The sequence below is a fragment of the Pelagibaculum spongiae genome, assembly GCF_003097315.1.
Classification (GTDB): Bacteria; Pseudomonadota; Gammaproteobacteria; order Enterobacterales; family Pelagibaculaceae; genus Pelagibaculum; species Pelagibaculum spongiae.
Map to the genome: position 1 here is coordinate 124,856 of NZ_QDDL01000003.1, position 18,729 is coordinate 143,584.

19 protein-coding genes and 1 pseudogene are annotated in these 18,729 nt (G+C 43.5%); 7 read left to right on the forward strand and 13 right to left on the reverse strand.

From position 1 onward, the window contains the following. Nucleotides 1-61 precede the first annotated feature (61 nt). Nucleotides 62-1,207, reverse strand: a complete 1,146-nt coding sequence (locus DC094_RS09465; RefSeq protein WP_133245511.1) for a transposase — start codon at nucleotides 1,205-1,207, stop codon at nucleotides 62-64. 135 nt (nucleotides 1,208-1,342) lie between these two features. Between DC094_RS09465 and DC094_RS09470 the strand changes: the two are divergent. After that, a pseudogene (locus DC094_RS09470) lies at nucleotides 1,343-1,711 on the forward strand (transposase); the annotation flags it as partial. A gap of 90 nt (nucleotides 1,712-1,801) precedes the next feature. On the opposite strand, the gene DC094_RS09475 reads toward DC094_RS09470, so the two are convergent. Continuing rightward, the gene (locus DC094_RS09475) at nucleotides 1,802-2,194 is read right to left on the reverse strand and encodes a DUF6172 family protein (protein ID WP_206605622.1); all 393 of its coding nucleotides are present in this window, start codon (nucleotides 2,192-2,194) and stop codon (nucleotides 1,802-1,804) included. Between the two features lie 99 nt (nucleotides 2,195-2,293). Further along, nucleotides 2,294-3,778, reverse strand: coding sequence for a tRNA uracil 4-sulfurtransferase ThiI (gene thiI / locus DC094_RS09480; RefSeq protein WP_116686882.1), 1,485 nt, complete (start codon nucleotides 3,776-3,778; stop codon nucleotides 2,294-2,296). Between the two features lie 174 nt (nucleotides 3,779-3,952). Here thiI and lexA point away from each other — a divergent pair, with 174 nt between their 5' ends. Continuing rightward, the gene (lexA, locus tag DC094_RS09485) at nucleotides 3,953-4,564 is read left to right on the forward strand and encodes a transcriptional repressor LexA (protein ID WP_116686883.1); all 612 of its coding nucleotides are present in this window, start codon (nucleotides 3,953-3,955) and stop codon (nucleotides 4,562-4,564) included. 174 nt (nucleotides 4,565-4,738) lie between these two features. Here the strand turns inward: lexA and rmf are convergent, their stop codons facing one another. The 5 genes from rmf to DC094_RS09510 all read right to left on the reverse strand — a co-directional run bounded on the left by rmf (nucleotide 4,739) and on the right by DC094_RS09510 (nucleotide 10,139). Beyond that, on the reverse strand, nucleotides 4,739-4,912 hold the full coding sequence (gene rmf, locus DC094_RS09490) for a ribosome modulation factor (protein WP_116687128.1): 174 nt from the start codon (nucleotides 4,910-4,912) through the stop codon (nucleotides 4,739-4,741). 195 nt (nucleotides 4,913-5,107) lie between these two features. Beyond that, nucleotides 5,108-6,820, reverse strand: coding sequence for a hypothetical protein (locus DC094_RS09495; RefSeq protein ID WP_133245512.1), 1,713 nt, complete (start codon nucleotides 6,818-6,820; stop codon nucleotides 5,108-5,110). A gap of 79 nt (nucleotides 6,821-6,899) precedes the next feature. Next, the gene (locus DC094_RS09500; protein ID WP_116686885.1) at nucleotides 6,900-7,805 is read right to left on the reverse strand and encodes a tetratricopeptide repeat protein; all 906 of its coding nucleotides are present in this window, start codon (nucleotides 7,803-7,805) and stop codon (nucleotides 6,900-6,902) included. A gap of 1 nt (nucleotide 7,806) precedes the next feature. After that, the gene (locus DC094_RS09505; RefSeq protein ID WP_116686886.1) at nucleotides 7,807-9,600 is read right to left on the reverse strand and encodes a PHA/PHB synthase family protein; all 1,794 of its coding nucleotides are present in this window, start codon (nucleotides 9,598-9,600) and stop codon (nucleotides 7,807-7,809) included. Between the two features lie 152 nt (nucleotides 9,601-9,752). Next, complete coding sequence (locus DC094_RS09510) at nucleotides 9,753-10,139, reverse strand: phasin family protein (protein WP_158527278.1); 387 nt, start codon at nucleotides 10,137-10,139, stop codon at nucleotides 9,753-9,755. A gap of 172 nt (nucleotides 10,140-10,311) precedes the next feature. On the opposite strand from DC094_RS09510, the gene DC094_RS09515 reads away from it, so the two are divergent. After that, on the forward strand, nucleotides 10,312-10,812 hold the full coding sequence (locus DC094_RS09515; RefSeq protein WP_116686888.1) for a MaoC/PaaZ C-terminal domain-containing protein: 501 nt from the start codon (nucleotides 10,312-10,314) through the stop codon (nucleotides 10,810-10,812). Nucleotides 10,813-10,850: 38 nt separating this feature from the next. Here the strand turns inward: DC094_RS09515 and DC094_RS09520 are convergent, their stop codons facing one another. Next, nucleotides 10,851-11,348, reverse strand: coding sequence for a SixA phosphatase family protein (locus DC094_RS09520; RefSeq protein ID WP_116686889.1), 498 nt, complete (start codon nucleotides 11,346-11,348; stop codon nucleotides 10,851-10,853). Nucleotides 11,349-11,405: 57 nt separating this feature from the next. Next, a complete protein-coding gene (queF, locus tag DC094_RS09525) occupies nucleotides 11,406-12,233 on the reverse strand; it encodes an NADPH-dependent 7-cyano-7-deazaguanine reductase QueF (RefSeq protein WP_241504013.1) in 828 nt (275 codons plus the stop codon). 425 nt (nucleotides 12,234-12,658) lie between these two features. On the opposite strand from queF, the gene phbB reads away from it, so the two are divergent. Further along, nucleotides 12,659-13,408 carry an acetoacetyl-CoA reductase gene (gene phbB / locus DC094_RS09530; RefSeq protein ID WP_116686891.1) on the forward strand — a complete coding sequence of 250 codons (750 nt, stop codon included), beginning with the start codon at nucleotides 12,659-12,661 and terminating at the stop codon, nucleotides 13,406-13,408. Nucleotides 13,409-13,456: 48 nt separating this feature from the next. On the opposite strand, the gene DC094_RS09535 is transcribed toward phbB, so the two are convergent. Further along, nucleotides 13,457-14,443: a YhdH/YhfP family quinone oxidoreductase gene (locus tag DC094_RS09535; RefSeq protein ID WP_116686892.1), complete on the reverse strand. Its 987-nt coding sequence runs from the start codon at nucleotides 14,441-14,443 to the stop codon at nucleotides 13,457-13,459. A 397-nt stretch (nucleotides 14,444-14,840) separates the two neighbouring features. Between DC094_RS09535 and pabB the strand changes: the two genes are divergently transcribed. The 3 genes from pabB to DC094_RS09550 all read left to right on the forward strand — a co-directional run bounded on the left by pabB (nucleotide 14,841) and on the right by DC094_RS09550 (nucleotide 17,214). Continuing rightward, on the forward strand, nucleotides 14,841-16,205 hold the full coding sequence (pabB, locus tag DC094_RS09540; RefSeq protein ID WP_158527279.1) for an aminodeoxychorismate synthase component I: 1,365 nt from the start codon (nucleotides 14,841-14,843) through the stop codon (nucleotides 16,203-16,205). Further along, on the forward strand, nucleotides 16,205-16,825 hold the full coding sequence (locus tag DC094_RS09545; protein WP_206605623.1) for a CoA pyrophosphatase: 621 nt from the start codon (nucleotides 16,205-16,207) through the stop codon (nucleotides 16,823-16,825). The genes pabB and DC094_RS09545 overlap by 1 nt, the downstream gene beginning before the upstream one ends. A 71-nt stretch (nucleotides 16,826-16,896) precedes the next feature. Further along, nucleotides 16,897-17,214 carry a YciI family protein gene (locus DC094_RS09550; RefSeq protein ID WP_116686894.1) on the forward strand — a complete coding sequence of 106 codons (318 nt, stop codon included), beginning with the start codon at nucleotides 16,897-16,899 and terminating at the stop codon, nucleotides 17,212-17,214. Between the two features lie 87 nt (nucleotides 17,215-17,301). On the opposite strand, the gene DC094_RS09555 is transcribed toward DC094_RS09550, so the two are convergent. Then, complete coding sequence (locus DC094_RS09555; protein ID WP_116686895.1) at nucleotides 17,302-17,709, reverse strand: hypothetical protein; 408 nt, start codon at nucleotides 17,707-17,709, stop codon at nucleotides 17,302-17,304. Between the two features lie 174 nt (nucleotides 17,710-17,883). Further along, nucleotides 17,884-18,492 carry a bifunctional phosphoserine phosphatase/homoserine phosphotransferase ThrH gene (thrH, locus tag DC094_RS09560; protein WP_116686896.1) on the reverse strand — a complete coding sequence of 203 codons (609 nt, stop codon included), beginning with the start codon at nucleotides 18,490-18,492 and terminating at the stop codon, nucleotides 17,884-17,886. Nucleotides 18,493-18,729: the final 237 nt, after the last annotated feature.

Sequence of the window (18,729 nt, forward strand, 5' to 3'; positions counted from 1 at the left end):
CTAGACAACAGAAACACCAGGCATGCCCGGCAAGTTAAATACACAGATTTAATTAACAGTATTAGCTGGAGTTTTTTGGTGGTGGTTGATTTGCTCGCCAAACTTTCGTTTGTTGCATCACTCTTGCCTTGAACGCGCTGATATTTAGATAACTGCCTATCGCATGGGCAAATGCTCGAACGTTCGATAACGCCTTACTTTGGCCGCTCATGATTTTAGCCCACCAGACCGCAGTGGTATCGATTTTTAATCTGTCAAAAATAGGAGGCAGTTGGCTATCCATGTGATATTTTTTATCATTTCTCGCCATTCGGGCACTAGCATCAACCAGCTCCAGATAATCATTTAATGAAAACGGCAAAGGCTTTTGCTTTACATGTGGTTCATTGGATTTATTCTTTAGGTGAGCGCTATCTGAAAAAGGTTTCAATAGAGCAAACTGATAATCATAGCGCCGGTTTTTAATCGATTTCTTATTATTTTTAATACGAGTTTGGTTAGATGCTATTTCAGGCAGTTCAGTTTCGACTCTTGCTTGAATGGACGTGTAATCCGATGTTTCTGGTGTTTTAGCTATGCCCGCTCGCAAAGGATTGAGGTCAACATACGCCATGCAAGTCAGCAATGCTTGTTCATCAAGCAGCGCCTGAGCTTTAAAACGGCCTTCCCAAAAACGCCCTTTGCAATGGTCTTCGGCATTAGCCAACCGAGCCAGTGGTTCATTAATCGATTTCATAAACCAGCTAATTGAATACAATCGCTTACGACATTCTTCAGCTTTGGCTTCAACATAATGAATTTCAGCTGCGCTAAGTAGGCGACGCTTTTGTGAATTGAGGTATTTTTTAACTAACGGCTCGGCATCGAACACTTTGGTATATTGCAATAATACCTGGCGCGCACTCCATTTATTGGCTCGTGCAACATCAACATAAAGCACCAGATGGTAGTGATTGCTCATCACGGCATAGGCTGCTACATCAATTGAGAATGCCCGCGCCAGCAGATCAATTCGATCGACAATCCACTGGCGGCGATGATCATAATTTTTTCGAAGCTCAGGCACAATCGCAGGATCTTCACCACACAACCACCCTCGCCTAACGCATCTTGAACAGGCATGCACATATGGGTTCGCTTTCGGGTCAAACAGAATGGCACGAGGTGCTGGCATAATAAAAAAGGAAGGCTTTTTACAAGCATCCACTCCAACTCATTTCAGTGGTTGGTTGATGTTAGCTGACGTGAACTCACATTTGAAATCAAAAATTTTTAGGCAATAGCGTTGGTCATAGATAAATTTGTGGGTGGCAAAATTAGTTGCAAAATTTAGTTTTCCACCTTATTGAAATACAACCTAAAAAGTGTCAGAGCGTATTTACTAAAAGAAGACTTTGATGGCTTTTGGCAGTACACCTCAGCATATCATGCAGGTAATTATTTAGATCGTTGGTGCAATAGAACCATGCGATCAAAAATAGAACCAATGAAGAAAGTAGCGAAAACTATAAGAAATCATCGAGACTTAATCTTGAACTGGTTTAAGGCCAAAAAAGCTTATTCAAGTGGGATTATTGAAGGCTTAAATACCAAGGTAAAACTGACGGTGAGAAAATCTTATGGATTTAAAAGCTATAAATGCACTGAGATAGCGCTCTATCATAGCCTTGGAAAACTACCCGAACCAAAACTAACCCACCGATTTTACTGAAGAGGCAAACAAATAAAAAAACCGCAAATTGAAAGTTTACGGTTTTTCTGGCAAATGTTTATTGCTACCAGACCAGTTATTAAAATCAGATTAATTCTGATCTTCAGCCGGACTATCATCTTCAGCATCAACGTCACTTTCAAAAGCGCCTTGATCTTCTGATTGCGCAGTAAAGCCGCCTTCAAAAGAACCATGCTCTTGGCGAGGTTCACGAACTGCTGGATACGCCAGAATTTCTAAGTAGAAAGACTCTAGAGCCAACGACTCTACTTCATCGATACACTTGTTGATTGCCTTAAGATGGATCTCTTTTGCCTGCTCTTTATCATGACCGAACTTACAAGCGAACCCCCAATAATCTGCATCCGGTGGTAATTTTTTGTTGCGCTCGCGCTTGAGGTATTTTTTAACATCATGCTTAGCTGATTCGACCAAACGAGGATATTTAATTTTTTCATGGGTTAACTGAAATATTTTTTTCATAAATGCTCTGTAAAAACAATTCTTAATAGATAAACCAAAGCGAAAACCACTTCGACCTATAAAAAACAATGGCTAAAATCACTCAAATGTTAAAAGTGATTAGCTCTGTGGGCGAAACACATGAACATTTTCATGCCCCTGCTCTTTTAAATGCAAGGCATGTAATTGGCTCATTACGCCTTTTTCACAATAGAACAGATATTGCTTGGCCGGATCAAATTCGGTGACCTTGTTTTGAATATTGAAAAATGGAATTTCCAACAATTCAACACCCAATAACTCACCTTGGCCAGGTTCACTCACTAAGCTAGCGAATGACTTGGTTTCTATCTCATCTGGGTGGCGAATATCAACAATCACTGAACCTGCCAGTGCTTTTTGCTTCACTTCAACCTCAGGCTGCTCTTCAATATCTTTCAGCACATTATCGATTGACTGAACTACTGCATCTTCGATTGCCTTATCCAACACAGCAAAATCAAAGCGTTCTTCTTCAGCTTCAATTTTTGGCAAACGAGCACGCGTGGTTGGTTTTTTCGAAATCACACCACAATATTCAGGCATTTGACTGGCCATATCATGGGTGCCGATTTGACGAGAAATATCGATAATCTCTGGCTTGTCCATAGTCACTAATGGGCGTAGCACCAGTTTTTCAGAGACTCTCTCGATCACATTCAAGTTTGCTAAGGTTTGGCTGGACACTTGTGCGACCGATTCGCCGGTCACTATACAATCTAGCTTCAAACGATCTGCAATTTTATTGGCTGCCCGGTACATCATCCGCTTAAGGATCACACCCATTTGCGAATTTTCAACTCGAGTTAAAATCTCAGCGACTACACCTTCAAAAGGTACCGAAACAAACTTCACTCGATGCGAACTAGAGTACTTTTCCCATAATTGATGAGAAACCTGCTTAACACCAACTTCGTGAGCTCGGCCGCCAAGGTTGAAAAAGCAAAAATGCGTCTGCAAACCACGGCGGTTAACCAAATAACTGGCAACACCAGAATCAAAACCACCTGAAATCAGCGATAGCACAGCATCTTGAGTACCCAGCGGGAAACCACCCAAACCTGGCTGCTGCTGCTGAACCATAAAGCATTGCTGGCCAACAATTTCCATTTTGATCGTAATATCAGGTTTTTTCAGTTTAACACCAACCGCTTCGGTCAACTGATTTAAACCACCACCTACTTGGCGTTCAACATCAATGGAGCTAAAAGCGTGGTGATTACCAGTACGCTTCACCCGAAGGCAGAAGGTTTTTCCTTTGAGCACTTCGGTATAGTGCGGCAATGCAAGCTGCAAGATATCGTCGATGGTTTCAAAGTCATGCGGGAACACCCGCAGGAAACTTCCAATGCCTGGGGTGCAAGAAAGCACCTGCTCTGCGGCTTCCTGATGCTGTTCGACAACACCGTCAACATCGAGCCGATCCCAGTTACCAGAGACTTTGATTTCTGGGTCGATTCGCTTGAGCTGTACATTCAAATTGCTTTTCAGCTGTTGAATGAAACGCTTTCGAACCGGTTTACTTTTAATGGTTATCTCTGGAAATAGTTTGATCAGGTACTTCATGAATTATCCGCGGGCCTATGATTAGCCAATACAGGTGACAAGCAAGCGGGCGATTATAGCTAAAGCTGGGTCATGTCCCAAACTTCCCTTGATAAAAATAGACTCAACACAACTTTGCGCTCGACCCAACTACTGAATATAATAACAGCACTGTTTTAATACTCAGGTACCAACATGCTGAAGTTAACTCACAGGCAGCAGCAAATCCTTGATGTAATCAAGCAAAACCTTCAGCTGACTGGCTTCCCTCCAACCCGGGTTGAAATTGCCCAACATTTTGGTTTTCGTTCTGCCAATGCTGCAGAAGAACATTTAAAGGCTTTGGCTAAAAAAGGCGCTATCGAACTGTTGGCTGGCACATCTCGCGGCATTCGATTGTTGGGCGATCACCAACATGACCCAGACGAAACCTTACCATTAGTAGGCAAGGTTGCCGCAGGCCAGCCTATTTTGGCCGCTGAGCATGTCGAGCAAAGAATTCAAGTAAACCCTGGAGTATTTCGCTCAAAACCAGATTTTTTATTACGAGTAGAAGGCTTAAGCATGCAAGACATTGGCATTCTTGACGGTGACTTATTGGCAGTGCGCCAGGCTCAAACTGCACTCAATGGCCAAATTGTTGTCGCTCGTATTGAAGAAGATGTCACCGTAAAGCGATTTGAAAAAACCGGCAAGCAAATTTTACTGCACCCGGAAAACAAAGATTTCGATGTGATCAAGGTTTCCCCTAAAACCGCTTTTGCGATTGAAGGTATCGCAATTGGTGTGATCCGGGATTTCTCTTAATCGATTGAAGGTGTTTTTTAGGTTTACTAGTAGCGATAGGATAAATGATCTTATTGACAAGCTAAACTTCGAGCTAGTTAGAACAGAATAAGCAAAGCCACAGAAATCAAAAAGGCCGCATCTAGCGGCCTTTTTGGTTAAAAAATTAAGTTTTAATATTAAACAGTGACACCGTCACTCTAAACCATGAGATAGATTTTCTTTGGCTTGTCGCCATCCCACCATCCAGTTGTGTCGAACATTGACTGACCCAGCATACGGACAAGCTTCTTTGGACATACCGACCAAGCCTGCATGATACCCTTTACTCCAAGCTCTTTGCGTGCGATCCCGCTTATGTGTCTTCATGCTTTCCATTTCCTCCTCAGGGTTGGCATTAAACACGCATCAGGTCGTTTTGGTTTAGCTAGGTACAGCAATGTCACTTGTTATTGTTGTAGCGCTGGCAAACCACATTTACCCGATACAACTACCTCAAGGCAGCCTTTTAAAGTTAGACCAAACCTTGAGGTAGAAAAAACCGGCCAGCTATTGAGTGTTACATCATTTTAAAAATTTACGACGTCTCAAACAGACTGCCAACCAACCAGCAAAAATCATTAGCCCGCCTGCCGCGCCACCACCCGAATCATTTAGCGGCTTCTCCGGGACACACACTTGAGGTGCTGAAGGCGCAGTAGGGTCGTTGTCATTTGCACGGGTCAAACGAACGCTAAATACTTTGCCTTGTAAGCTGTCATCGGCTGCTGCAGTTGCCACAGCGGATGCATAAATCACTGGATTGCTACTATCGCCGACAATTTTATTGATGCCAGTAATCACAATTCCTTGGCTACAATCGATCAGATTCGATGCATCGAGCATGATTTCCACTGAATCGGTATTAACTACATCACTGCCAGCAGGAAAATATAAAAAGCCATGTCGCTCACTGCCGGTAGAAACTGAAGTTCTACGCACAACCGCGTTGCCACCGATAATACCGCTGTCACTAACCGCCGAAGCAGAAGAACTCAGATCTGTTTCAAGATAACCAAGACCTACCGCCGCTTCATTCGGGCTTGAGGTATCAAAGCTAATAGCTTCGGTCAATGTTGCAGAGACTTGGGAAGATCCTACGGCAATGCCGCCAGTATTTATTGCACTAAGACTGGTATCGTAATCTTCGTTATCTACCAGCGGCGCTACAATTCCGCTATCGCTATCGCCATCGGCTGCAATACCGGCAAAGGTCGTGCCGTGGCCATTTTGCGGATCTGTAGCATCAGTGATTCTAAACCAGAAGCCTCGTGCCCAACTTATGGTTGAATCACCCTCAGCACGAGAGAAATCTCCAACTCTGCCAACTACAACGGGTGCAGTACCGTCATCACTGACATCTAGTGCGAAGGAAAATTTATCCACATCATCAAACGCGATGGTTTGATAAGCACCTAAATCAAAAGCTTGGCGATTATTTGAGGGGTAAACTACTGCTCGTTGATGATCTGTAATCGTGCAATTGCTTAAAACATCAAGCAGACCACTATCATCCGCATCACTACAAGTCAGACTGCTTCTATCAACCGCTTCAAAATGACGAGACCAACCCACAATAACGCCGCCAGCATTAATCGCATTCGCCATGTTATCTTCATTACCCCAGCTCGTAAGAGTTGGCAATGCAGTGTTATTTAATTGCGCCCGAGTGGTTCGAGTAGCAGTATTTCTAATTGCTAGGCTCGGGCGAATCACCGCCTGCCCTGTTGGCCATTCACCTGCTGTCACATCAAAATGAGAATAACCGACTACTTCAATACCATTTGATGTATTGGCAATATCTCTGACAACATTTTCTACAAAATAACCTGTCGCTGCACTAGTTGCTTCAGTAATTGACAGGTCTGATGATTCAGCAGTTAATGGATCTTGAACTGCTGCAATAACCTCAACCCCTCTAACAGAGTCAGTCGTGAGTACGCCATTGAGCCCTCGAGCACAAAAAGCCGCTGTTGTAGTGAACTTAAAACGTACATCACGTGTTCGACAATTTCGAGATGCGGCACCATAAACTAGCCCAACCACCTGATCTGGTAGATTGTTTTGCACCAAAACACTATTAACTTGGAAGTTAAGGCCACCGTTACCTTTTTGAACGTCACTAAATTCGCTAGGAATTTGTAAAGGCTCAGCTTTGAAAACTGCAGCGTGGGCAGTCGCTGCTGCCATAGAAGTGATAAGCAATGAAGCTGGCACCAGCCATCCTGATTTGGACATAAACTCCTCAGAAAAATTAATCGCCGCATGCATGCGCAGCTTAGGGAGCTGTTATCTCAAATCGCTAAGCTTAAATCAATCAGGAAACCGGATAACGTTGACCGTAGATTACTTGTAATTGCTTGGCTTTTTCCTGTTGATCATCGGTCAAGCGATTAGATAGTAGAGAAATACCTTCCTGCGCTCTGGCATAGCCTCGCTCCAGTGCCAACAAATACAAAGCATTGGCTGATGAAAGATCGGTTGAACGACCTAATCCATAAATCATTAAACCCGCCAGACCAACCAATGCACGGCCATCACCTTGTCTGGCTGCACGGTCAAACCACAGCCAAGCCTTAAAATAATTTGGCTTATCTTTTTCAGGTTGCGAGTAGTAAATAGCCAGTTGATATTGTGAATCAGAATCTCCCGCTTCAGCGGCACGCAGCTTCCATTTTATGGCGCTTCGAACCAGCTTCGGATCCTTATTTTTTTCAAGAAGCTCAGACAATCTGGCCATTGCAGCCATATTGCCATTTTCGGCTAGTGCTTTTAGCCAAGCAAAGCCTTGTGCTCTAGATTTGGAATCTTTTCGTTTGAGTAGCAGCTGATATAGCTTTCGCGCAGCGGTTTGATCACCCTGCACTGCTGCCCGTTCTAACCAATATTGAAATTGCTTGACATCAACATCAACGCCGGTACCGGTTTCATACAAACCGGCCAAAACAACTTGAGCTTGTCGGTCGCCCATACTGGCCGCTTTAAAATACCAAGCGGCGGCAATTTGCAAATTCAAGTCAACACCTAAACCTGCCATATACGCCTTTGCCAGCATACGCATGGCAATCACATCGCCTGCTTTAGCATGATTAACCAAAGACGGCATAGCCCGCCGATAATCGTAAGCTTTATAAGCAGCTTGTGCTTCAGCTTGAGTCAACAACCCTTGCTGACAACCCACTGTCAAAAAACTCATCAAAATCAGGCAGGCCAGCCTTTTCATTTTATATTCGTCTCTTTACATAACTGCCTGGAGCAGCCTCCAGAGCTTTAAATTTTCCTGAACCAGGTATTCTGGCAGGTACTTTTTTACCGCGCTTTTCCGACGCCCAGATATCCCAATCGGTCCACCAAGAGCCTTCATTTTGCTGCGCATTTTCTAACCAATCATCTGGGCTGTCTGGTAATTCATCGCAAGTCTGAAAACCATACTTGTTATTTACTGGCGGATTGACGATACCAGCAATATGCCCCGAACCACCCAAAACAAATTTTACCGGACCCTGATGCAATTTGGCACCTGGGTAAGTCGACTGCCATTTGGCGATATGGTCATCGTGCGTCGACACAAAGTAAGCCGGAGTTTTAATCGTCGAAACATCAATTGCAACCCCTGCTAGCTCAACACCCTCTGAATCCTTAAAACAGTTTTCCATGTACATCTTTCGCAGATACCAAGTATGCATTTTTGCCGGCATATTGGTTGCATCTGAATTCCAGTAAAGCAGATCAAATGGGAAAGGCGTGTCACCACACAAGTAATTGGTGATGAAATAGCTCCAAATTAGATCATTCTCACGCAACATGTTGAAACTACCAGCCATTACACGGCCATTCATGTAGCCATCATCTGCTGCATTACTCTCAATTGAAGCCACCTGCTTCTCATCGATGAACACGCCTAGCTCGCCTGGATCACTAAAATCTATCAGCGTTGCCAAATAAGTAAGCGACTCCAGTTTATCCGCCTGACCCTTACTTTTTAACCAAGCGGCCGTTGCAGACAATAAAGTACCGCCGAGGCAATAACCGGTTGCCATCACTGGTTGGTCATTAGTGATTTGACGAATGGTATCAATCGCCGCCAAGGTGCCGTCAGTTAAATAATCATCAAAGGTTTTATCTTTGTGCTCAGCACCAGGATTAACCCATGAAATCATAAAAACGGTATAACCCTGATTCACTAGCCATTGCACGTAGGAATTTTTTGGTGACAAATCGAGGATGTAATATTTGTTAATCCACGGTGGAATAATCATTATCGGTTTTTGATAAACCGTTTTAGTGGTCGGTTTATATTGGATCAATTGCATCATGTCATTTTGAAAAACGACCGAACCTTCGGTAATGGCGACATTTTTGCCCAACTCAAACGCATCTAAGTCGGTCATGCGGATATCTAAACGACCGTTACCGCGCTCTAGATCTTGCAACATATGATCCAGACCACGAACTAGGTTTTCACCACGGCTTTCAATAGTGCGTTTTAAAACATCTGGATTGGTAGTAACAAAGTTGGTTGGCGACATGGCACCCACAAACTGGCGGGTGATAAATTCGAGCTTTTGGTGGTTCTTTTCATCCATTCCATCAACGGAATGAATCGATTTTTGAAAAAACTGCGATGTCAGCAAATAAGATTGTTTTATAAAATCAAATAGCGCGACTTCAGTCCATTCTTTGCCTTTAAAACGTCGGTCACCTTTTTTTGGCTCAACTACCGGCGAAGCTTGCTGGCCTATCATGCCAAACAACATATTGTGACAAAGCTGGGCGTAATTTTGCCAAAACTCTAACTGAGCATTTACCAACTTACTTGGGTCTTGAATCAGCTGTTCTGTCAGATCAAGGAAGGCACCGCCAATATTCATTACATCTGGCTCACCACCACCGACTGATTGTCGATCCATAAAATCTTTTACAATTCGCTGACTTCGGCGGGCAATATCATCAAAAATCTGAACTACATCAGCCTTTTCATCAAGACTTTCAGAGTCATGCTGCGTCTGAGCACTCATATGCATTTCCTTGTTGTTTTGCGTTACTTCCTTGCCCCTGATATTTGACTAAAATAATTCAAATCAAAAATTACTCTAATCATTGCACAGGGTTATCGCTGATAAAATAACAAAAAAGCCGCCCTGATGGCGGCTTTTTTTACCACTAAAACTTAAGCAGCTTTAGATGGTGCTTTTTTAGTAGCAGGTTTAACTGCAGCAGCGACTGCGCTTTGGCTTTCTTGTGCCATTTTCTCTAGCTCAGTTTTGAAAGAGGCGCCCATCTCAGCTAGTACCTTTGCATCATCGGCAACTTTTTTGCTAACAGTTTTCACAGCTTCAACTTGACCCGCTGCGTACTTTTGCATGCCTTCCAGATCTTGGATCTGAGTCGCAGCTTTCAATTGCTGAACACCCATTTCTGAATAGCTTTGCAAAGTAGCGAGTTGGAATTCAGCCAATCTTTCGATGCTTTCTACAGCCAGCTCATTCAAACGAGTCATCGGTTGAGTCATACGCTGTGCTTGATCGTTAAACTGCTTCATCATATCTGTGTACATGGCCACTTCCTTCTGTTGTGATTGATTTTCCTTGATTGTTGCAATGCAGCATACAAGTGATTTTTGTGCAGCGCAACATAAAAAGCGTCTTAAAAATTCAATTATTGGCTTTCGCCGCACAAGCAGGCAAAATGACCGATAAAGAATGCTCATCACAAAAGAAGCTGCGCTTATGAACTCGCTAGAAAACATCCCGCTCGATCAACTACACGAAGGCCTTTCTGCTAGCCTAGAAAAGACCATCACCCAACAAGATATTCAGCTTTTCGCCGCAGTATCGGGTGATATCAATCCCGCTCACCTAGATGCTGAATATGCAGCAAGCACGCCATTTAAAGAGCCTATTGCTCACGGCATGTATGGCGGCGCATTGGTATCGGCATTATTGGGCACCCAATTGCCTGGTCCTGGCACTATTTATCTATCACAGCAATTGAGTTTTTTGCGGCCGGTAAAAATTGGCGACAGTTTGACTGCCAAAGCCACCGTAAAAACAATTGATGCTGAAAAGAATCGGGTAGTGATCGACTGCCAAGTGACCAATCAATTAGGAAAACCAGTGATTACTGGTGAAGCTTTAGTGATGGCACCATTAGAAAAAGTGGTGATTGAAGCGCCGAAAGTGCCTCAGATACAGATTGAAAAGAATGTTGCGGATTCTACCACTGCTTAAAAAGCAGTTTGTCGAAGCAACCGGTCAAAATAGCCGAATTAATTGGCAGAAGAATAATCGACATGGTTGGCAGAGTTCTCTGCCAGCCCACACCAATCATCAGGTAAATTCAAAACAAATGCTTGGCCCGGATTAAGAAATTCATCAATGGGGCTAGCAGATAACCAACTGGCCAAATGATTCAACCCCGGCTGATGACCTATCAACAACAAATCACCCGACTCATGCCATTCGATGCGCGATAGTAATTTGGAATAAGACGCCAAATAGAAAGCATCTTCTGTCAGCTTTTTTTCTGCTGGCACCCCAATCGATAAACTCGGCGCTAACTCCGTTAGTAATTCAGCCGTTTGCTGGCAACGCACTGCGGGAGAAATCAGCCATGCGGAAGGTTGTATCTTTTGCTCAATTAACCAAGCAGCTGTTTGCTGTAAATCTGCCTGGGAATATTGCTGCACCAGCAAAGGGCGATCAAAATCACTGGTCGCTTGAAAACTTGCGACACCGTGCCGAACAAGAATTAAACGTCGCGACATAATCACTCCTGATGGCTATAAATTATTCGAAAGCGCCTGCTTTTGAGCCGCTATTGGTTATTGACGGAAATCCCGCTCAAATACAAATTCTCTCTGACAATTTGAACGATACGGATTAATGTCCAAACCACCACGGCGCACATAACGCGCCCATACCGTTAAACGCTGCGGGTTACAAAAGCGCTTAATGTCAGTGAAAATACGCTCGACACACTGCTCATGAAACTCATTATGATTTCTAAAAGAGATCAAATATTTCAGCAGCGCTTCTTGGTCAATCTCCTGACCACTGTATTCAATCCAAACACTGCCCCAATCCGGCTGACCGGTAACTAAGCAATTGGATTTTAATAAATGGCTATATAAAAGCTGATGACGGACTTCACCGTCCTCTAGCAGCTTTAGTAGTTCTGGCTGATAACTATAGTTGTCAATTTCAACATCCAATTCATCAATACATTGCCCCATTGGCGCTTGGCAATTTTCATAGCGATCTGGATGACTCATAGTGACTACCACCGGCACACCAACTGCATGAGTTAAATCTGCGGCAACCAGTTTTTCTAACGCATCAACCGAAGACAGTCGATGCTGGTTTAACGAGTTGAAATACAACTTAAGTGATTTGGACTCGACCAAAAATTCTGATTCTGCTGGAAAGTGAATCTGACCAATCGCTACGCAAGGCTTGCCTTTCAGATTGAGCCAAGAGACTTCCCAAGCATTCCATATATCGACCCCAAAGAAAGGTAATTGGTTTTGGTCAATGCCCAGTTCCAGACGCTTGCCCAATCGCGGGATTGGAAACAGTAAATCTGGATCATAGCTTTGCGGATACTCACTGGTTTTTCCTAATGGAATATCCGGATTTGACTCAATACTCAATTTCATCTCCTGAAACACTGCTTAACAGGTGTCGGCACAGTCGCTACGGCTAGAATTTCTGTCTAATGCTGGGCATTTGGGACTTTTTCATAACACCCGTCAAGGGCCCATATCAAAAGAGCACAAAATATGCATTTATTCTAAGGCTTCTCGATTGGTTGCTATACCCAAGCCACCTCAAATGCATAGTTCGCTCTGAGATCCTGAAATTCACATTTTGAAGTGGTTTGGACATCATTATTTCCCTTGCACAAAACAACCAGTAACCCATCGCTACATTTGGCTTAAAAAAGTTGCAATTGAAATAAATATTTCACGCCCAAGTTCTTGAAAGCAAGCTTAGCCATCCGTATAAATGTAGCTACTGCATTCAGCAGTTAACCCGGCACAGGAAGTAAGCCGGATATGAAAACAAGGAGTATTCAATGAGCAAGACAGTAGTCGCTCTTGTCACTGGTGGCATGGGTGGAATTGGTTCAGCTATTACGCTCAAGCTAGCCCAGCAAGGCTACCGCGTGGTCGCAACCTACAGCCCTTCCCGTGACCCCCTACAAGCCGCTCAATGGACTGAGCAATTCAGAGAACAAGGACTGGATGTTCATGCTGCACCCGTTGACGTAACCAGCTTGGAAAGTTGTCAATCCTGCATTGAGATGGTCGAAAGTGATTTCGGCGATATCGGCGTATTGATCAACAATGCTGGCATTACTAAGGATGGTCGATTAGCCAAAATGTCTTCTGACAACTGGCAGGCAGTAATCGACACTAACCTCAATAGTGTTTTCAACATGACTCAGCCTTTGATAAATCGAATGGTTGAGCGACAGTCTGGCCGTGTCATTAATATTTCATCAATTAATGGTCAAAAAGGTCAATTCGGACAAACCAATTATTCAGCAGCTAAAGCCGGCATGCATGGCTTCACCATGGCACTGGCACAGGAAGTTGCTGCAAAAGGGATTACCGTCAATACAATTTCTCCAGGCTATATCGCCACTGAAATGGTAATGGCAGTTCCAGAGAAAATTCGCGAGCAGATTATTGCGGGCATTCCAGTCGGCCGACTGGGTAAGCCAGAAGAAATTGCAGAAACCATTGCTTGGTTATGTAATGACAATGCTGGATTCGTTACCGGATCCAACATTGCCATCAATGGCGGCCAGCACATGCAATAACCGCCAAACCAGTTCCTAAATAGGTACTAGTTTGTATAAAAAAGTTGGTTAGTCGATTCTAACCAGCTTTCTTTTTTTCAATTTACCTTTGAGAATATCATTAAAAATTGCAGGTACTTCTGTTAACGGCATTTCGTCTGCCAAGTCGTTTAATCCCGGTAACATCCATTCACTTGCAAATTTTTGCCACACTGTCGCTTTTGCAGCCAGTGGAATTTCTACTGAGTCAACACCCAATAAAGAAACACCACGTAGAATAAATGGCAGAACCGTCATTTCTAATTTCGGCGAATCAACCAAACCACAACAACTTACCGCACCACCGGGTGCTAATGAACGCAAAATCGCAGTTAAGGTTTGACCACCAGCACAATCCACTGCGCCATCCCACTGCGGTTTCAATAAAGGTTTTCCCGGTAACTCAGAAATTTCCTGACGAGAAATCACTTCACTAGCACCAATTGATTTTAAATAGGCTTCGCTTTCTGCCTTACCGGTTACTGCGATTACCTGAAAACCAAGTTTGGCTAAAATCGCCACTGCAATACTGCCAACACCACCGGTTGCGCCGGTCACTAAAATACGGCCAGATTGAATACCATGCGCCAATAATTTCTCAACAGATAAGCCCGCGGTTAAACCCGCTGTACCTAAAACCATTGCCTGACGAGTGCTTAAACCTTGTGGTAATGGGGTCGCCCAGCTAGCAGGAACACGGATCATTTGGCTTAAGCCACCATCGGTATTCATACCAAGGTCATAACCGGTAACTATAACCTGATCACCTGCTTTAAATTTTCCAGTGGAATCTGAAACCACCTCACCAGCAGCATCAATTCCTGGGGTGTGCGGGTAATTACGCGTTACACCAGGAATACCTAAGCCAGAAAGTGCATCTTTAAAATTTAGCGAACTCCAGCCAACACGAACCAGTAACTCGCCTTCAGGAAGTTGATCAATTTCACGACTAACTATTTGTTGTTCAAAGTTTCCCTGATCATCGGAAGTTACTCGTACCGCTTGAAATGAATTCATTTTCTATCTCCAGCCAGGTATCAAATGGGACCTGAAATTAACTTTGTTTACCAATCACTTTTGGCAAAACATCGAGGTGTAGCAAATCTCTAGCAGTCTATACCCAAATCGCCCCAAGATGTAGGGTACAGTTAGCGCTAGAAACTTAGGCACAGCCACATAATACCTGACTAAACCCTTAGTAGTTACAGTCATCTCAGTAGGTTTTGTTTGAAGCGAATAGCCATCTTTCTTTTGCAGAATCACTCTTTAAAAAAAAGAGCGATATGAAACATATCTAAACCAAACCTTCGGGGACTTGGGTACATGGCAGTAATCCAGCGAATATAATTGCAAGAAGTTGCAGCTTGCAGCCGGTTAGGTAGAATCCGTCGCGCGATCACTGCAGGAAATAACATTGCGACTATCACTGCCTTACCGGGAAGATGCATCCAGTTGGTTTGACCATTTTGCAAAAAATGACTGGGCAATTTTTCTCGATTCATGCCAGCCAAATTCACAAGATGGTGATTTGGATATTATTGCAGCACAACCATGGCAAACCCTTTGGTTTGACCAGAATGGCTGGACGCTGGAAAAACATTGGCCTTTAAGCCAAGGCAAAGTGAATCCAGAAACTGCACCCATAAAACAAACCGGTACAGAAAATCCGTGGCAAAAATTACAACAGCTAATTCAGCAGTGCCCTGAAACAGCACCGCTACACGGCGCTGTGGTTGGCTATTGGGGATATCACATTGACCAGCCCAAGCAGGATCGCGATAGCTGGATGCCACAAATGGCGGTGGGTTTTTATGACTGGTTATTAGTTACCGATCATAAAAATAAAACCTGCCAATTAATGGCTGCTGGTGTTCATATTAATGAACAACAATTAATAGATATAAAAAATGATCTATTAAAAAAATCCAGCAATAAATACACCGACTTTAAACTAACTAGCGAACCGACTAATTTAATGTCGAAGCAGCAATACCAAAACCACTTTGAAAAAATTAAAAAATATCTCAAAGATGGCGATTGCTATCAAGTGAATTTAACCCAAGCCTTTGAAGCTAAGTTTACTGGCGATAGCTGGTCGGCTTATCAGCAGTTAAGAAAGAAAAACCCAGCACCTTTCAGCGCTTTTATTCGTACGCCGCATGGCAGTTTAGTCAGTTGTTCTCCGGAACGATTCCTCAAGCTTGACCAGCAGCAGGTTGAAACTAAGCCGATTAAAGGCACTCGCCCTAGAGGCAAAACACCACAGCAAGATTTACTGCTCAAACAGCAACTACAGGCCAGCCAGAAAGATCAGGCTGAAAATCTGATGATTGTTGATTTATTGCGCAATGATCTTGGAATGAGCTGCACTCCCGGTAGCATTCATGTTCCAGGATTATTTGAAATTGAAAGTTTTGCCAATGTTCACCACTTGGTTAGCACCATTCGCGGCAAACTAGATCCAAAACAAAGCCCAATTGAGTTGTTGCAGCATGCTTTCCCTGGTGGATCGATCACCGGCGCACCGAAGAAGCGTTCAATGGAAATCATCAACGAACTGGAAGCTATTGGCCGCTCAATATACTGCGGCAGCATTGGTTATATCGACTTTTCAGGTAAGATGGATACTAGCATTACTATCCGTACCGCAATCTGTTCTGACGATACCATTCGCTGGTGGGGTGGCGGCGGAATTGTTTATGATTCAAAAGTTGATGAGGAATATCAGGAATCTTTTGATAAGGTAGACAACATTGCCAGGCTGCTTAAAGCGATGTAATGAACCGGCTGACTCCCCAAGCACTCACTTCTCAACTGCTACACGACTTCTTTATGCAGGCATGTCGCCAACAACAAGACAGCCTGCACCTGTCTGATTTTGCTAATCACGACCCCGCACAACCGGTTAACCCCAGCGCGGTACTGATCCCTTTTGTTCAGCGCCCGCAGGGCTTGCAGATACTGCTGACTCAACGAAGTGAGCATCTACGCCACCACCCTGGGCAAATCAGTTTTCCCGGTGGAAAAATCGACCATGAAGATGCATCAGCTGAAGCGGCAGCACTGCGAGAAATGGAAGAAGAACTTGGTGTACCTGAATCATCACTTAAGTTACTCGGCCGATTGCCCGAATATGTTACTGGCACCGGTTTTAGCATTGCACCGATTGCTGCCTTAATGGAACCTCATCCGCTAACCATCAACCAAGGTGAAGTCGCCGAAGCTTTTGAAGTGCCCGCCGACTGGATTTTGCTGCAAGATAATTTCCAAAACCACAACGTAGAATTTAACGGAAAACTGCGTCAATTTTATTCGTTAACTTGGCAGGAACGGTTTATCTGGGGTGCTACGGCGGGGATTTTATATAATTTTCGTCAGCAGTTAAATGAGTGGGACTAGCCAGCCAGTTCTGCATTTAATCGCGCCAACTGAACTATAGTGATTGCAATCTTTGCAAGAGGTTTGCAACTATGGCGCAATTTATCATCAGCTACCTTGGTGGCGAACACCCGACAGACCCGGTACTAGCCAAACAACATTTCGAGCAATACAAAAACTGGCTTGTCTCACTAGGTGATGCAGCTATCAGCCCAGCCAACCCATTTAAAAACACCCATCATATTGCAGCCAATGGCACTGTCAGCTCAGGCAGTCAAATTCGAATGTCCGGATTTACCGTTATCGAAGCAGAATCGATTGAAGCCGCCATAGCACTCGCCAAACAATGCCCTTTTTTGCAAATTAATGGCGAATTGGAAGTTGCTGAATTAATTAAAATGGGTGGTTAACCCATATTCACACTAAATCATTATTGTTTTTCCAATAGCAGTCAAAAAACCTATATAGCTGCAAGAAAACTTGCAGCTTAAAATATCTTAATGAAATCCAGGTGCTGCAATATCATCCTGCACGGCCCACTTCTTATAATTTTTTAAGTCATTTTCATCAATTTCGTGCTCTTTCAAAATATTTATCAATTCAGGATTACTTTCTTTGGCCATATCAGAAAGCAATACCCTGTCATTTGACACATCTAAAAATGAAACACTGCTTGCCAATGCAGTAATTTCTTCATCGTTAAGCGCCCTTAATTTACGATAGCTACTAACCAGCCCTCCCATGCTTCGATCGGGATGTGCCTGTGCAATAAACAATTTTGTTGATACTAAAGCAGATTGCTGGCTTTTCGCTTCAGCTCTAACTTCTTGCAACAATTGTTTTAATTGCGCAATATATCCCATGGCTTCAACTTTTTGCTTCAACTCCACAACGCTTAACTTCAACTATTCGATATCTTTTTGGTTTTCCTTAACCACTAAGATGTAACCTGCAACACCGATTATCACAGCACTTGCAAGTGAGATGGATATTTCCCTTATCACATGAATTCCTTTTCTGTTTTATTGTTTCTAAAGAAATACATCCTCTAGAAACAACTTCAGCTTAAACTACAAAAATTATAGTTTTACAGCAGCCTTTTCAAACTCAGCAAGTAACTGCTGATAATCTCTAGCGATTGGATATTGCGGGAATTCCGCTACAACCTTTTCAGGTGGGCAGAATAAAATTCCGGCATCGGCTTCTTGTAGCATGCTGGTATCGTTATACGAGTCACCGCTGGCAACTACTTTGCAATTCATGCCATGGAAACCATGCACCGCCATTCGTTTGGGATCACGTTGGCGTAATTGATAGTCCGCAATCATACCTTGGCTATCAATTTTCAACTGATGGCATAACAAAGTGGGATATCCCAGCTTTGCCATTAGCGGCATAGCAAACTGGTAAAAGGTGTCCGAGAGAATCACTAACTGCCACTTTTGTCGTAGCTGGTTTAAAAATTCAGCCGCGCCGGGAAGTGGATCAAGCGTCGATATCACTTCCTGAATATCTTGAACCTTTAGATTATGCTGACGAAGGATTGAAAGCCGATATTGCATCAACTTGTCATAATCAGGCTCATCACGAGTTGTCAGCAATAATTCGTCTATCGAAGTTTTACGAGCAAATTCAATCCAAATTTCTGGAATCAGAACCCCTTCCAGATCTAGGCAGGCAAGATGCATCACTCACTCCTGAGTTTGTTAGAAATAAAGCAACTGGGCTTGCTAGATCGCAATCAATGGTTAGAACTACCAAGCAACCAGAATTGGTCTGACATATTAAATGATTGTTATTTTGAACAAAACCTTTTAATCACAGTTTGTTTTAAGATGAGTGAGAGTTGAAAACAATAAAGCAAACAGCCTGCACAGAGGCAAACGAAAAATGAGGTTATAGGATAAGGTAAAAAGAAGGGGACG